Origin of the sequence: Herbaspirillum autotrophicum, assembly GCF_001189915.1 — a bacterium.
Taxonomy (GTDB): Bacteria; Pseudomonadota; Gammaproteobacteria; order Burkholderiales; family Burkholderiaceae_D; genus Herbaspirillum; species Herbaspirillum autotrophicum.
Genome location: NZ_LFLS01000035.1, coordinates 24,731 through 39,160 on the forward strand (window position 1 = coordinate 24,731; position 14,430 = coordinate 39,160).

At 56.9% G+C, this 14,430-nt stretch carries 14 protein-coding genes; 8 read left to right on the forward strand and 6 right to left on the reverse strand.

Translation table 11 applies throughout. From position 1 onward, the window contains the following. Positions 1–9 precede the first annotated feature (9 nt). From AKL27_RS21955 to AKL27_RS21970, 4 genes are all read right to left on the reverse strand, one after another. Positions 10–753 carry an ABC transporter permease gene (locus AKL27_RS21955; RefSeq protein ID WP_050465006.1) on the reverse strand — a complete coding sequence of 248 codons (744 nt, stop codon included), beginning with the start codon at positions 751–753 and terminating at the stop codon, positions 10–12. 87 nt (positions 754–840) lie between these two features. After that, on the reverse strand, positions 841–1,386 hold the full coding sequence (locus tag AKL27_RS21960; RefSeq protein WP_050465007.1) for a VOC family protein: 546 nt from the start codon (positions 1,384–1,386) through the stop codon (positions 841–843). A gap of 85 nt (positions 1,387–1,471) precedes the next feature. Further along, positions 1,472–2,470, reverse strand: a complete 999-nt coding sequence (locus AKL27_RS21965; protein ID WP_050465008.1) for an ABC transporter substrate-binding protein — start codon at positions 2,468–2,470, stop codon at positions 1,472–1,474. A 90-nt stretch (positions 2,471–2,560) separates the two neighbouring features. Then, complete coding sequence (locus AKL27_RS21970) at positions 2,561–3,454, reverse strand: fumarylacetoacetate hydrolase family protein (RefSeq protein ID WP_332308360.1); 894 nt, start codon at positions 3,452–3,454, stop codon at positions 2,561–2,563. A gap of 213 nt (positions 3,455–3,667) precedes the next feature. Here AKL27_RS21970 and AKL27_RS21975 point away from each other — a divergent pair, with 213 nt between their 5' ends. Beyond that, entirely contained in the window at positions 3,668–4,612 is a 945-nt protein-coding gene (locus AKL27_RS21975) for a 2-hydroxyacid dehydrogenase (protein ID WP_050465010.1), read from the forward strand. Between the two features lie 102 nt (positions 4,613–4,714). On the opposite strand, the gene AKL27_RS21980 is transcribed toward AKL27_RS21975, so the two are convergent. Further along, positions 4,715–5,197, reverse strand: a complete 483-nt coding sequence (locus AKL27_RS21980; RefSeq protein WP_050465053.1) for a VOC family protein — start codon at positions 5,195–5,197, stop codon at positions 4,715–4,717. Between the two features lie 284 nt (positions 5,198–5,481). On the opposite strand from AKL27_RS21980, the gene AKL27_RS21985 reads away from it, so the two are divergent. The 6 genes from AKL27_RS21985 to AKL27_RS22010 all read left to right on the forward strand — a co-directional run bounded on the left by AKL27_RS21985 (position 5,482) and on the right by AKL27_RS22010 (position 11,407). Continuing rightward, positions 5,482–6,126 carry a GntR family transcriptional regulator gene (locus tag AKL27_RS21985; RefSeq protein WP_050465011.1) on the forward strand — a complete coding sequence of 215 codons (645 nt, stop codon included), beginning with the start codon at positions 5,482–5,484 and terminating at the stop codon, positions 6,124–6,126. Positions 6,127–6,443: 317 nt separating this feature from the next. Beyond that, positions 6,444–7,541: a porin gene (locus AKL27_RS21990; RefSeq protein WP_050465012.1), complete on the forward strand. Its 1,098-nt coding sequence runs from the start codon at positions 6,444–6,446 to the stop codon at positions 7,539–7,541. Between the two features lie 271 nt (positions 7,542–7,812). Then, the gene (locus AKL27_RS21995; RefSeq protein WP_050465013.1) at positions 7,813–8,115 is read left to right on the forward strand and encodes a c-type cytochrome; all 303 of its coding nucleotides are present in this window, start codon (positions 7,813–7,815) and stop codon (positions 8,113–8,115) included. Positions 8,116–8,206: 91 nt separating this feature from the next. Then, on the forward strand, positions 8,207–9,586 hold the full coding sequence (locus tag AKL27_RS22000; protein ID WP_157057048.1) for a sulfatase-like hydrolase/transferase: 1,380 nt from the start codon (positions 8,207–8,209) through the stop codon (positions 9,584–9,586). Between the two features lie 87 nt (positions 9,587–9,673). Beyond that, positions 9,674–10,696 (forward strand): porin, encoded by a 1,023-nt coding sequence (locus tag AKL27_RS22005; RefSeq protein WP_050465014.1) that lies wholly within the window; start codon positions 9,674–9,676, stop codon positions 10,694–10,696. 240 nt (positions 10,697–10,936) lie between these two features. Further along, on the forward strand, positions 10,937–11,407 hold the full coding sequence (locus AKL27_RS22010; protein WP_198156053.1) for a VOC family protein: 471 nt from the start codon (positions 10,937–10,939) through the stop codon (positions 11,405–11,407). A 12-nt stretch (positions 11,408–11,419) separates the two neighbouring features. Here AKL27_RS22010 and AKL27_RS22015 read toward each other — a convergent pair whose 3' ends face one another. After that, entirely contained in the window at positions 11,420–12,451 is a 1,032-nt protein-coding gene (locus AKL27_RS22015) for a GGDEF domain-containing protein (RefSeq protein ID WP_050465016.1), read from the reverse strand. Between the two features lie 641 nt (positions 12,452–13,092). Here AKL27_RS22015 and AKL27_RS22020 point away from each other — a divergent pair. Then, positions 13,093–14,394 carry an OmpA family protein gene (locus AKL27_RS22020; RefSeq protein WP_198156050.1) on the forward strand — a complete coding sequence of 434 codons (1,302 nt, stop codon included), beginning with the start codon at positions 13,093–13,095 and terminating at the stop codon, positions 14,392–14,394. Positions 14,395–14,430: the final 36 nt, after the last annotated feature.

The window sequence follows — 14,430 nt, forward strand, 5'->3', positions numbered from 1 at the left end:
GTCCCATCATTACACCGTCTTTCCACGCCACCACACCAGGCGTGACACCACTTCCACGATCCAGTACAGGAACGTCGCCAGTACCGTGATCGCCAGGATCGCTGCAAACATCAGATCGGTCTTGGCATTGGCAGTTGCCAGCGTAATCAGATGACCGAGACCTTCTTCAGAACCGATGAACTCGCCGACGATGGCGCCAACCACCGCCAGCGGCATGGCGATCTTGATGCCGTCAATAAAGCTCGGCAATGCTGCCGGCACATGCAGACGCCAGAACGTGTCCCACTTGGAAGCACCGAGCGCACGGAAATGTTCATCCAGATTGGCAGCGATGCCGGACAAGCCGCCCAGCGTCGCAATCACGATCGGGAAAAAGGCGAACAGGAACGTGGCGGCGATCTTGGAGGCGAAACCATAACCGAACCAGACGATCATCAACGGCGCCAGCGCGATCTTCGGCATGCTCTGCAACGCCGCGATGAACGGATACAGCGTGCGACGCGTGAAATCACTGAAGTGAATCAGGATGCCCAACACCACGCCACCGGCGACCGCCGCCAGGAAGCCGACCATCACCTCGCTCAGCGTGACCCAGGCATCCGTGACCACCATCTCGCGCGCGTCCCAGCCGGCCACCAATACCGCACTGAGCGGCGGCAACAGGTAACGCCGTACGCCGAGTGCGGCCACGCCGTACTCCCACAGGAGCGCAAACGCGCCCCAAAACACGATTACTTCCAACCACCGCTTCATTACTTGTCTCCTCCGGTTTTGATTGCTGTCGAATGCGGCTCGGTACTTCTGATCTGCATCCGCTGATTGCTGTCGGCTGCGTTGATCTCAGCTTTTCTTGTTGGTCTTGGCGTCGATCACGGCTTGCGGTGGCGGCACCACAAAATGCTTGAAGCGATACTGATCGAAGGAATCGATATTGCGCTCCCAGACCTTGGGCCGGTAATTCGATTCCGGCGTAATCTGCGTCATCTCGCAATACACTTCGACGTTGTTGCCGTCCGGGTCCTTGAACACCAGAAACAGGTTTTCGCCGGGACCATGCTTGCCGATACCACGCACGATTTCGACGCCATGCGCCTGCAATACTTCGGCGGTGCGATCCATCTCGGCGCGGTCTTCCACCAGATACGAAAAATGCTCCATGCCAGGCCGTGTGTAACGCGGCAAGTCATTGATGTCGGGTGAATCCTTGGGAATCTGTGACAGCGCCAGATCGTGGTGATCGGTGCCGGCACGCAAGAACACCATCTGATCGCTGATCCAGTCAGAAACCTGCAACCCCATGATTTCGGTATAAAACTTCACCGAGGCGTGAATGTCGCGCACTGCCAGCACCAGATGGCCCAGTCGTTGTGGTCGTAATTTTTCCATTGTCTTGTCTCCAGTTCAAAATCATTCCTGCGCCGCGCAGGGAAGTCACGTATCACGGGCGCAAGACCTTACATGACGGTGTCGTTCATTCCACGAATTTATTGGTGTAGATATCGCTGGCCTTGATCGGCGCTTGCAGATTGAAGGCTTTCTTGACGAAATCCACGGTCGACTGCATGCGCTCGGGCCGCATCCAGCCAAGCTTTTTGTTCGGTGCGTAAGGGTCGTCGATGATCTGGTTGGTTTCGGTAATCTGTTGCAACAGAATGCCCTTGTCCATCAGCTTTTGCTGGGAGGCGATGGCATCGGCAGCTTCCTTGGCATGCGTACGCTGATAGTCAAAACCGCGATAGGTCGCCTGGACAAACCGCTTGACCAGATCCGGATTGGTCGCCACCAGCTGCTCGGTGGTGACGATGCCGTTACCATACAGATTCAGATTGAAATCGCGATACTTGATGAAGCCGAGTTTCTTGCCATCTTTTTGCAGCAAGGCTTCCAGAATCGGCTTGTTGGCGCCTTCCCAGCATTCCGCCATATCGATCCGGCCTTCCAGGAAAGACGAGTTGATGACGGACGGATCAAGTCGCAACAGCTTGACGTGATTGGCCGGCAAACCGTTGGCCTGCAACCAGGCCGGCACGATGTTCTGCAACGGCGAAGCAGCGCCGCCGCCAATCGACAAGCCTTTCAAATCAGCCGGCTTTTGCAGTTTGCGTTCCGGTTTTTCGATATAGCACAAGGCCGCCGGCCAGCGCGTATTGATGGTGCCGACCATGACCGTCTTGCCACCCTGCGCGCGGTTGAGCATGACGCTGATCGGGTCGCCGTAACCGAATTCGAACAGGCCCTGATCGATTTCATTGACAGTGCGCTGACCGCCATAGCCGCGCACGGCCGAGACGTCCAGTCCGGCTTCGGCATAAAAGCCCTTGGCGATTGCCACCAGGATGCCGCCGGTGCTGCCCTGCGGCAACCAGGCCAGATTGAACTTGACCTTGTCCATCGCCAGTGCCGGTGCGACACAACAGGACGCCAACAGCGTCGAAGCGATACATTTCCTGAAACCCTTGCTGATGTTCATTGCGTTCTCCGTAGATTGCGGCAGACGACATAACGGTCCGTCATCTGCTCACTTATATATATAAATGTCAGTCGCAGCAGCAGCCTTGTTTCAGGCCGCCGCTACCACTGTATTGCGAATACTGCCGATGGCTTCAATCGAGGCGATCATTTCATCGCCCGGCTTGAGATACACTCCGCGCCCCATGCCGACGCCGTCCGGCGTGCCGGTGGCGATCATGTCGCCCGGCTGGAGCGTCAGAATACTCGACAGATACGCGATTTGCTCAGCAATATTGAAGATCATGGCTTCGCCGGTGCCGTCTTGCATCATGTCGCCGTTGACTTGTAATTGCATGCGCAGCTTTTGTGGTTCGCGGATGCAGTCGCGCGGTACAAACCAAGGCCCCATCGGTCCGAAGGTATCGAAACTCTTGCCGCGGAACCAGTCATGCTTGAACGGGTAGTCGCTGCGACGATTCAGATCGCGTGCACTGATGTCATTGAATACGGTGTAACCGGCAATCATGTCATAGGCATCGGCCACGCTGACATCCTTGCAGCGGCGTCCGATGATGACGCCCAGCTCGACTTCCCAATCCAGCTTTTCAGTGTCGCGCGGCATAACCACATTGGTATCGGTCGCCGTGACACTGGTTTCGGCTTTCATGAAGCAGTACGGTGAACTTTCCGAGCGGGGTGCCAGCTCGGTGCCCATTTCTGCCGCGTGATCATAGAAATTGGAAGCCGTCGCGAAAATCCGGCCCGGCGTGAATGGCACGGCGAGGCGGTATGCCTTGGCATCCAGCGGCCTGATCCGGCCTGCAGCGCTCAGCGCCGGTACTGCGGCGGCGAGTTGCGCCACTGCTCCGCTCTGTTGCTCCCATGCTGCCAGCAGAGCCGTCACGCTGACGACACCGGTCGCTGCCAGCAAGTTGTCGCCGGCCTGGTTCACTTCTGCCAGATCGTACAACACCTTATCCAGTACCAGAGCCGGTCGGGTCACACCGCCCTGCTCATACGTTGCTATCGCATACCAAGCCAAGATCGATTCCTTTCGAAGAATTCCAAAACACATTAAATGACATTGGGAATACATTAAATCTTATATGTATACATTGCAAGGTAATTGTGTAAAAATTTTTCATCGAAAAGCGATTTGTGTTTGCCGCACCCTGCTCACCTCGCTCCCAACCCGTTTTGATATGAAAGCGTCTTTATGTCTGCCGTCCCGGAATTGCTGATCCTGATCCCCCTGCCCGCCCAACTGTTGGCGCAATTGCGCGACGACCACAGCCTGCCGGCCTGGCATTACGCACCGGCCGGCATCGACGACGCGCTGGCAGGGTTGCAACAGGTGCGCACGGTCCTGACCAATGGCTCGACCGGACTGAGTCAGGCGCAGATGCAGGCTATGCCGCAATTGCGACTGATATCCGCATTCGGTGCCGGCTACGAAAACATCGATCTGGCCGCAGCGCGGCAAGCGGGAATTGCAGTGACCCATGCGCCGGGCGCCAATAACGCCACCGTGGCCGATCACGCAATGGCACTGATGCTGGGCCTGACGCGTGGCCTGCATGTGCTCGACAGCGCGGTCAAGGCCGGCGGCTGGGAACACAACCGGGCCGCACGCCCGACCGTCAACGGCAAGCGTCTTGGCATTTTGGGATTGGGCAATATCGGCGCCCAGATCGCCCGCCGCGCCGCCGGCTTCGATATGCAAATTGCCTATCATGCACGGGATGCGCGCAGCGATGTACCTTATCAGTACTGCGCTACTGCGGGCGCACTGGCGCAATACAGCGACTACCTGATACTGGCCTGCCCCGGCGGCCCGGCCACGCGCGGCATCGTCAATCGCGATTTGCTGGCGCGACTGGGGCCGCAAGGCTTCCTGATCAATGTCGCGCGCGGCAGCGTCGTCGACACGCCGGCACTGATTGAAGCCTTGCAGCAGCACACCATCGCCGGCGCGGCACTGGACGTGGTCGATGGCGAACCGGCCCTGCCGGCGGCTTTTCATGCACTCGACAATCTGTTGCTGACGCCGCATATATCGGGCCGCTCACCGGAAGCCATGGCGACCCAGTTGCGCATGTTCACCGACAATGTGGCGGCCTCTTATGCCGGCAAACCCTTGCAGCATGTCGTGCCATCCTGACCGCCTGCCTGAACAACCGCACCGTCAGCCGCAACCCGCAATGCACAACGGCTGCCAGTTTGAACTGGCAGCCGTTGTGCTGAGTACCGGTCAGTAACGCAATTACAAACCGTTGCGATCAGCCTTCAGCTCCGGGTGACGCAATGCCGGGCCGCTCGCCGCACCATCGCCTGCCACCGGCCCCTCTTTGGAGGCACCGCCCCAGCCATGATCGGTCAGATCGCAGATGACACCATCGGGATCCTTGTATTTGACTTCATAGAAGATGTTGCCCTTCACCGGTACTTCACCCATGTAGTACTCACCGCCGGCTTGCTCCACATCCTTGCGGGCATCGACGATGTTGTCGACCCAGACGCCGATATGATGCAGGCCGACGAATTCGCGCCCGCGCTCGCCGGCAGCTTCGTCGGTTTTGTAATTCAGCAGTGCCAGCGACATGGTGCCGTCGCTCAGATAGACGCCGCGCGCCAGGGAAGAATCAGTTTCACCCACTTTCTTGAAGCCGAAAGCCTGTTGATAGAACTCCGCCGTTTTCCATGGATCAGGAACGGAAATGGCGATATGACGCAGTTTGTTAGCCATGATGCAGCACTCCTTGAACAAGTTGAAAGACACAATACCGGGCACCAATTTTACTGAATGGATTTTTATATGTATACATTATTATTTAATTGTATTCATTAGATTAAATAAATATACTTTACGACATTAGCGAACCTAGATATAGATTCTTGTTATCGCCCAAGCAATGTAAAATATGCGCGTTTGCGCTATACAATTTGCCCACGATCCGCCTGCAGGCGTTACTCACCGGTAGCGGCCCGCAGCGAATAATTAAAAGAAACCAGTCTTCAAAGAACGCAAGAATGGAAACCATCTCTCTACGCATCTACCGCACACTTACTGACGAAATCATCAGCGGCGTCTTGCCGCCGGGGTCGGCATTGGAAGAAATCGCACTGTCTGAACGCTTCAAGGTATCGCGCACGCCGATCCGGCAAGCACTGCGCGAGCTGGCGGCACGCGGCATGATTGAATTGCGTCCGCGCAAGGGCGGCATCGTCACCAGCATCGGCGTCGACGAACTGGCCGACATGCTGGAAGCCATGTGCGAACTGGAAGCCTTGTGCTGCCGCATCTGCGCCGAGCGCATGAGCGCAGTACAGAAGAAGCAACTGGAACTGGTCCACCTGCAAAGTCAGGAATGCGTCGCCAACGGCGACGATGCCGGTTATCTGGTGCTGAACAAGAAATTCCACAGCCTGATCTGTGCCGGCGCCCACAACAAGAGTCTGGCCGACACCATCGACAATCTGCGCGATCGCCTGGCGATGTTCCGCGCCGCCCAGGCCGGCGTCGACAAACGACTCACCGTCTCCCACGATGAGCATGACGCCATCATTGCCGCCATCCTCGCCTCCGATCCGGAAAAGGCGTATCTGGCGATGCGTAACCACACTACCCGTCTCAGTATCCATGTCCTGGAAATGATCAAGGAACATCAGGCCTGACCCTGTTCCGCGCGCAGGACGCCCGCCGTCCTGCGCACCATCCCCTGCACTGCTCTGCCCCGCTGTCATCTCCGCTTGCCGTCAAGCTCGCGGTCGGTCCACGCCTGCCGCCAGCGCACACGCACCGTACCGGCGACTGCTGATTTCCACTGGCCGCAAACCGGCACATCTGCATTGAAATTTTCCTGGCCAGCCCGTTGTTATCCCTCAACAACAGAACTCAAATGGATTTATATGTATACATATAAATCCATAACGATTAACATTTATCGAAGGGAATACACCTGTTCATAAAATAAAATCTGGAGAGACACAACATGAGACATGCAGTAAAGGCATTACTGGCCGGCGGACTGACATTGGCAAGCAGCGCTGCGCTGGCCCAAACCGACAACATCACGATTTACGGCTTTTTGAAAGTAGATGCGGAAAGCGTCTGGGCCGGCGGCGCCAAAGGCGGCGTCCCCAGCATTCAGCGTCTTTCCAACAATCTGTCGGTAATCGGTTTCAAAGGGGTGGAAGATCTCGGCGGCGGCTTGCAGGCATTTTTCCAGATCGAATCCAACGTCGGCGTCGATACCGGTTCCGGCGCATTGGCCGACCGCAATGACAATGTCGGCTTGCGCGGCAGCTTTGGTGAAATCTTTGGCGGCCAGTATGAGTCGCCCTATCGTTTTGTCACGGTGTACGCGATTGACCCGTTCACTGCCGGCATCTTCGCCTCCAACTCGATCATGGGCAATGGCTTTACCACTGCCGGCAATGCACAATCGCCGGCGTCATTTGACCGTCGCCAAAAAAATCTGGTGCAATATTCCACACCCGATTTCAACGGTCTGGTCGGCAAGATCGCCTATGCCGCGCGCGAAGAAGCCACCAACACCACCAATCCCGGCCTGATCGCCGGCAACCTGATCTATACCAACGGCCCGCTGTACCTGGCTTACGGCTTCGAACAGCATAAAGACTATTTCGCCAGCGGCACCAAGGACACCGGCAACAAGTTCGGCGTCGCCTATTCTTTCGGCCCGACGCGCGTGCGCTTCGCCTGGGAACGGTTGCGTTATGAACCGACCGCCAGCACCAATCTGCGGCGCGATGCCTGGCAACTGGCAGTCACGCATAACATTGGCAACGGTCAACTGCGCGCTTCCTACGTACGCGCCGAAAAATCGAAAGGCAATGCCACCACCGGCATCGGCGGCATTGGCAAACCCGGTACCGAATCCGGCGCCCAACAATTCAGTCTCGGTTATGGTTATCACCTGTCGAAGCGCACTGAACTGTGGGGCGCATTTACCAAAATCAACAACCAGCAGACTGCCAGTTACAACCTGTCGGCCAATGCCATCCCCGGTTTGAGCGCAGGCCAGAGTCCGGCTGGTATCGGTCTCGGCATCACGCACAAGTTCTGATTATTCAATACCGCGTTAATCATTCCCTCTTTACTGCGTCGTCTTGTGTTGACGGCGCAGTATCGCCAGCACTCCGGTGCTATCAATTATTTGCATGCCCAGTCCTGTTTTATTCATTATCGAATATCCCGCCATCACGGCATAATTCTCGCAAAATAAAATTGCGCTGCCATGACACAGTTCATGCGCACGTGGATCACCGCCTTTGTCCGATATCGGCACACGAGATGCAGAACGCAAAGGGACTTATTCATAACGATGGAGACAAATCATGAAACGCATTTTTCTGGGATTGACAATCGCATTGCTGGCACCCGCCAGCAGCATGGCGGCTTCGGCCAGCGAGCAAAGCTGCCGTGCCTGCCACGTGATGGACACGACTCTGGTCGGGCCCGGCTTCAATCAAATCGCTGCGCGCTATAAAGGCGACGCCGAGGCCATTCAAAAATTGAAGACCAGCATGCTCGAAGGCAGCGCCGGCAAATGGGGCACGATTGCCATGCCGGCCAACAAAGAACTGACCGCCGCCGAAGCAGACCGTTTTGCGCACTGGATCATGAGTCTGAACAAGTAAGTTGCGGGCAGCATCGCCGTAACCGATACCTGCGCGCCGCCACTCATGGCCGGTGCGTGTTCAACCATTTCATTTGCGACAGGACTTTTGCATGTCTTCTTCACATACGGATATCAAGCGACGTCATTTTCTGATGTCGATGAGCGCCGCTGCGCTGGCCACTCAGTTGCCCGCCGCCAGCGCAGCCGCCAGCCGCGGCAAAACACCCAACTTTCTGTTCATTCTGGCCGACGACATGGGCTATGCCGATGCCGGTTGTTACGGCGGCCGGCACATGATTACCCCGACCATTGACCGTCTGGCCCGCGAAGGTGTCAGGTTCACCGACGGCTACGCCAATTCGTGCGTATGCTCGCCAACGCGCTTCGGCCTGGCGACCGGACGCTATCAGTACCGGCTGGTTGGCGGCAACACCGAACCGATTCAAAACGAACGTGGCAGTGATACCATCGGTTTGCCGCCGTCGCATCCGACCATGATGTCGCAGTTGCAGAAAGCCGGTTACCGCACCGCGCTGATCGGTAAATGGCATATGGGATATCTGCCGCACTTCAGTCCGATCAAAAGCGGTTACGACGAATTCTTCGGCGCCTTTGGCGGCGGTCTCGATTATTTCTCCCACGTTGATCCCGATGGTGTCAAAGACTTGTGGCTCAACGATGTGCAAATCGACGCGCCGGGCTACCTGACCACGCAATTCACCGATCGCGCGGTGGACTACATTGGCCGCATGAGCCAGCAAGATGCGCCGTTCCTGCTGAGTTTGCATTACACCGCTCCGCACTGGCCGTGGGAAACTTCAGCCGATGAAGCCACCAGTCGTCGCATCGGCAAGAATATCTTGCATTTCGACGGCGGCTCGGTGGAGCTGTACCACCGCATGGTGCAGGAAATGGACAGCGGCATCGAACGCGTCTTGCGCGAACTCGATAAATGCGGCATGGCCGACAACACGGTGGTGGTTTTTTCCAGCGACAACGGTGGTGAACGTTTCTCCGACATGTGGCCGTTGCGCGGACGCAAAGATGAGCTGTGGGAAGGCGGCATCCGGGTTCCCACCATCGTGCGCTGGCCGCAGCAGATTCCGGCCGGCAGCGTATCGCAACAACCGGTGCTGAGCATGGACTGGATGCCGACCTTCCTGGAACTGGCCAATGCCAGCGCCGATCCGGATTTCCCGCTGGACGGCATGTCATTGGTGCCGTTCCTGCGCGATCCGGGGAAGACTGTCGAACGCGACCTGTTCTGGCGCTATCAGCAAAACAATCAGGAAGTATTGCGACGCGGCAACTGGAAGTACATCCATTACGGTAATCGCGACTATCTGTTCGACCTCGCACAAGATCAGCGCGAGCAGGCCAATTTGTGGCGTCTGCAACCGGATATCGCCCAACGGCTGAAAAGCGATTTTGCGCGCTGGAGCAACAGCATGCTGCCCTACGACAGCAAGAATCAGCGCCGCTCTACCTGACCCTGCCCGCGTTTGCAACTCAGCACGCAGGCCACGCGCCGTGGAGCCGCACTCATGCCTGCGATGCACTGACTTGAGGAAAAGATCATGAAAAAAACCTTGTATGCCGGCCTCGGCCTGGTATTTTGCAGCTCTTCTGCCATGGCGGAACTGACCCTGTCCGGCTTCGTCGACATGTCCGCCGAAAGTATCACTTATCAGGGAAAATCGGCCCGCCGTCTGCAGAGCGGCAACCTGAACACGTCGCGCATCGTGTTCCGCGATGTCGAAAAACTCGATAACAATATGGAAGCGCAATTCGTCTATGAATGGCGCTTCCGTGCCGATACCGGCGCGCAACCGGTGCCGCCGGCGCGCGATTCCTATGTCGCGCTCAAGGGTGACTTCGGCCGCATCCTGGCCGGACGCATGCGGATCACCTCGGCCACCACCTACGGTCGCATCGATCCCAGCTATACCGCCACCTATAGCGTGATCACCAACATCAATGCGTCGTATCAGCGCTGGCTGGAAAACAATACGGTGAAATATGAAACGCCGGTCTGGAACAACTGGCAAATCATTTCATCACTGTCGCTGGGCAAAGAAGGAGAAAATCTGGCGCCCAAAGAACAGCAACTGAGCGGACGCGGCACCAGCACCGGTGTGCGTTACAACAACGGCCCGTGGTTTGCGTCGCTGGTGTACGACAAGTTCAACAACGCCTTGCCCGGTGAAGTCATGCAAGACATCTGGCTGGTCGGTGAATACTGGATGCGCCGCGACTACAAGATCACGGCGGCGATTCATCGTTACTTCGGCAACTATGCCTCGGGCAAGCCGGAACAACACGGCTATGACTGGCAAATCGGCGGCCGCTATTTCATCAATCCGGTCAATGAACTGGTGCTGTCGTATGTCAATCGCAACGAAGCCGGCGGCCCCAACGGCGATGCCAGCGGTCTGTATCTGAGCCTGGAACACAGTCTGTCGAAGCGCACCATTCTGTATGCCACCTATGCGCAGATCAACAATCGCGGCAACAGCCGCTATGCCTTGTCCTTCGATGCCATACCGAATGCCGGCGAAACCACGCGCGGACTCAGCCTCGGCATCAGCCACGCATTTTGATGTCCCTGCTCATGCAGCTTGCCTGCCGCATGAGCATCTTCAGTCCCGCTTCAAGTCACGCCGTATTTCAGACCTTGCACCTCAGGTTTCCTGAGCGCTGCCGCGCGCCCGGCGCCATCCGGAAAAATGTTACTGCGCCACATTTTTTCTTCATAGTAATATTCACGGTGTCACAGCGCACCCGTCCCAAACAACACCCGCAGCTCCATTACATCCAGGCAGGAGACAGCCATGGCCAGTTTGCAAAAGATCAGTCCGTTTTTGTGGTTCAACGATAATGCCGAACAGGCAATTCAGCATTACCTGTCCATCTTCAGACACGCAAAAATCATCTCCAGCACGCGTTGTGGCGATGCCGGCCCGGGCCCGAAAGGCGCGCTGATGACGGCCACGTTTCAACTGGAGAGCGTCGAATTCATGGCGCTCAACGGTGGTCCGCATTTCAGATTTACCGAAGCAATATCCTTGTTGGTGCGTTGTGAATCGCAGAATGAAGTGGATTACTTATGGGAACAACTGGGTGCCGGCGGCCAACCGGGCCAATGCGGCTGGCTCAAGGACAAATTCGGATTGTCGTGGCAAATCGTGCCGGTGGTACTGATGGAATTATTGCAAGACCGGGATCCGGAAAAGGCCGCGCGCGTCATGCAGGCCATGCTGCAAATGGGCAAGATTGACATCAGCCGATTGCAGCAGGCATACAACGGCTGACACCCTCCCCGGTCAATCCAGAAAGAAACAATCCTTGCCCGCGCGTTTGGCCTGATACAGCGCCTGGTCGGCGCGTTGCGTGATCGCGGAAACCGACTCCCCCGAGCGCATGACGGTGCCGCCGATGCTGATCGATATCGGACTGCCCGGTATCGAATGGGCACGTACCGCTCCCAGCATGCCGGTCAACATCAACGGCACCGATTCCTGACTGACATCCAGCAACAGCACCCCGAATTCTTCACCGCCAAGACGACCGCAGTAATGCTCTCTGGTCAGCTCGGCGATGGTAGCAGCGACCTCCACGATCACTTTGTCGCCGACGTCATGTCCGGCGGTATCGTTGATGCGCTTGAAGTTATCGATATCGATCATCAGGAAAAATGCTTCGCGCATGCTCAGGCCCTTGACGATCTGATCCATCCGGCTCATGAAGCGGCGGCGATTGTCGATCCCGGTCAGATAGTCGCGATTGGCCAGATTGAACAGTTCCTTTTTCACCAGAAAGTTTTTCCGGCGCAAGGCGCACAGCATGACCGAGATGATCCAGCCAAACAGAATGCCCGACAGCGTGGTCAGAACCACCAGCACATTTTCTTCTTCGATACCGGACCAGGCAAAATTGCCGCGTCCCAGAATCAGCCAGGTCAATGCGGTAGCGATCAGGAAATGCCAGGTCTTGGAAAAAATGCCGGCAATGCTGAGGGTGACGGTCAACGCCACCGGCATGATGAAGAACGCCGGATTGGGCGTCGCATCAATCAGTATGCGCAACAAGTACGACTGACTGATGATCATGGCCAGGCCGGACAGCCACAACTGGGTAAAAGTGCGGGACCAGATGGCACAGCAGAGACTGACTGCCGCGCCGAGAGCGCCAATCGACAGCCCCCGCAGGTCATAGGAATAGCGTGCATGCACCAGATAAACAGCGACCGCGCAACAAAAGCATGCTGCCGTTTGCACCGCGATGGTAAGCGGCTTCATGTCCAGAAAAGACGCATGTTCAAAGCTTGAGAATGCGCTGTCGAACTCCCTGCTCATATTCAGCCTTTCCCCAACAACACTGCGAGCAACACTGACGGCACATTCCGTTCTTGTTTCACTGATCCGGCGCCAGCGTGGGAAAAGAATAGCATGCCGCACACAAAAACAGTGGAATCACACACCTGCCCGGCGTCATTGCCATGGCTGCAGCCGGAATTCATTATCCAGACGGAAACAATGCGGCGACGGATGCGATACATGCCATGCAGAGATGGCCGCGGGCATCTTTCAATCCGGGACCGACGGCATTCTCTTCAACAACAATTCCAGACATTTCCGGTATTTTTTGTTGCAATATCGTCAATTACATTCCAAGTCGAAATAATTGCTTTATGATGGTCAGCGCCATTAAATACAATGAGCACTATGGCCCTGCCCCGATACTGAACACATCGCGGGCGCAAAGGGGGGAGTTCAAACCAGTCTGGTGTCAGACGTCGCGTATTCGCCGCAACATCCTTATGTTGATACCTTTCAAATCGGCACTGCTGCCGGCCTCAGTCATGCTGGCATGTGGACTGTTGTCGTCCGGATGCACACTCAATGCGAGCCACCCCCCCCCATCTGCGGCCCAGGCCACCTTGGCGGACGACAATCCGTGTTCAGATAAAAATGGCACGGCTCCCGGTGCCGCCGACATGGCCCGCAAGAAATGCGCCCTTTCTGCCATCGCCAAAAAATACGCGCTCGATATCAGCCTGACGGATGTCAGGATGTCCGGCACTCCATCAAACGTATTGCAGACAGTCGGCTTTGCGGTTGCCGTGCGCCCGCAAAATGTGGACGCATCAATTCCCAGGGCCGGCGATGACCTGGCGCCGACCGAACGCAGCTATCTGACAGAGATTGCCAAAGAATATGCCGCCGGCCAGCAGACCTCCGGCCTGAGCCAGGATATCAGCCTGCCGCTGCGCGCCGATGCGGTTCAGTCCAAAGGACGACGCTTGTTGATCGTGGCGCATACCGACGATATTGGCGACTCCCGCCTCAATGCCAATTTTTCAGAACGCCGCGCCCATGCGGTGGCCAGAATTTTTCGCGACGCCGGCATGGCCGACAGCAAAATTTATTTTCAGGGTGCAGGAGAAGTATTGCCCGTGGCCGATAACCGCTTGCCCGAAGGCCGCATGAAAAACCGCCGCATCGAAATCATGGATTTGTCCGATGGCGCAGTACTGCGCCAGTATCTGGCGGCACGCAATGCCCGCCTTGATTTCTATCGCATCAACGGCAGCAGCCCCGCGGCGGTAACCGGCAAGAGCAATGAAAATGCTGCCGCCAACCTGAAAAGCGGCGGTAAAAAATCAATCGTCGCCAACATCCGCAAGACGCCGCAAGTATTTTTTGATTTTGGCGGCACCGCCCTGAGTGCGGCTGCCGGCGGCCCGAATATCGGTCAGCTCTATATTGCCGGCAGCCAGCCGGAAACGGCCGCCAAAGCAGCCGCGCCGTTGCCGGCGGTCGTCCCGGCAACCACGCTGGTCAGCGATTCGCCACTGGCGCACAGCTGCCGCGCCGACCGGCCACGGCTGTCGAATGGCATCAAAGCGCTGCGCGACGGCAAGGAAATCGCTACTGCCGAATTCATGCCGGGGCTGTTCAGCACGGTGTGGTCGGCCAAAGTGCATGAGCATGTGATTTCACTGGCGCGGGTGGCGGTGTCACGTGACGACGGCGCGCCGGTCGGCAAACCGCAATTGCAGTTGTACAAGAATTATGGAACCGGGAAAAAGCGGGCAGACTTTGTCGCCGCCCCCGATGTGAATGTCTATAAAGGCGACAAAGCTTTGCTGTACCGGGTATTTGTCAACGGCCCGCTGCGTTGCATGGATATCGTCATCCCCAATGACAACCCGGCTACCACCGGCGCGTCAACGCTCTATTACGACAACGGCGCGCGGCCGATGATGGTCAACTTCAATCCGTTGCTGATCGAATAGATTCCCGATCAGCTACCTGCACTGCGGGGAAAGGCG

What these genes read in the sequence shown, in the direction of transcription:
- AKL27_RS21980 (WP_050465053.1), bottom strand. Translation starts at nt 5,197, where the DNA reads ATGGCTAACAAACTGCGTCATATCGCCATTTCCGTTCCTGATCCATGG.
- AKL27_RS22020 (WP_198156050.1), top strand. Translation starts at nt 13,093, where the DNA reads ATGGCCCGCAAGAAATGCGCCCTTTCTGCCATCGCCAAAAAATACGCG.
- AKL27_RS21955 (WP_050465006.1), bottom strand. Translation starts at nt 753, where the DNA reads ATGAAGCGGTGGTTGGAAGTAATCGTGTTTTGGGGCGCGTTTGCGCTC.
- AKL27_RS21985 (WP_050465011.1), top strand. Translation starts at nt 5,482, where the DNA reads ATGGAAACCATCTCTCTACGCATCTACCGCACACTTACTGACGAAATC.
- AKL27_RS21995 (WP_050465013.1), top strand. Translation starts at nt 7,813, where the DNA reads ATGAAACGCATTTTTCTGGGATTGACAATCGCATTGCTGGCACCCGCC.
- AKL27_RS22015 (WP_050465016.1), bottom strand. Translation starts at nt 12,451, where the DNA reads ATGAGCAGGGAGTTCGACAGCGCATTCTCAAGCTTTGAACATGCGTCT.
- AKL27_RS21990 (WP_050465012.1), top strand. Translation starts at nt 6,444, where the DNA reads ATGAGACATGCAGTAAAGGCATTACTGGCCGGCGGACTGACATTGGCA.
- AKL27_RS21975 (WP_050465010.1), top strand. Translation starts at nt 3,668, where the DNA reads ATGTCTGCCGTCCCGGAATTGCTGATCCTGATCCCCCTGCCCGCCCAA.
- AKL27_RS22005 (WP_050465014.1), top strand. Translation starts at nt 9,674, where the DNA reads ATGAAAAAAACCTTGTATGCCGGCCTCGGCCTGGTATTTTGCAGCTCT.
- AKL27_RS21960 (WP_050465007.1), bottom strand. Translation starts at nt 1,386, where the DNA reads ATGGAAAAATTACGACCACAACGACTGGGCCATCTGGTGCTGGCAGTG.
- AKL27_RS21965 (WP_050465008.1), bottom strand. Translation starts at nt 2,470, where the DNA reads ATGAACATCAGCAAGGGTTTCAGGAAATGTATCGCTTCGACGCTGTTG.
- AKL27_RS22000 (WP_157057048.1), top strand. Translation starts at nt 8,207, where the DNA reads ATGTCTTCTTCACATACGGATATCAAGCGACGTCATTTTCTGATGTCG.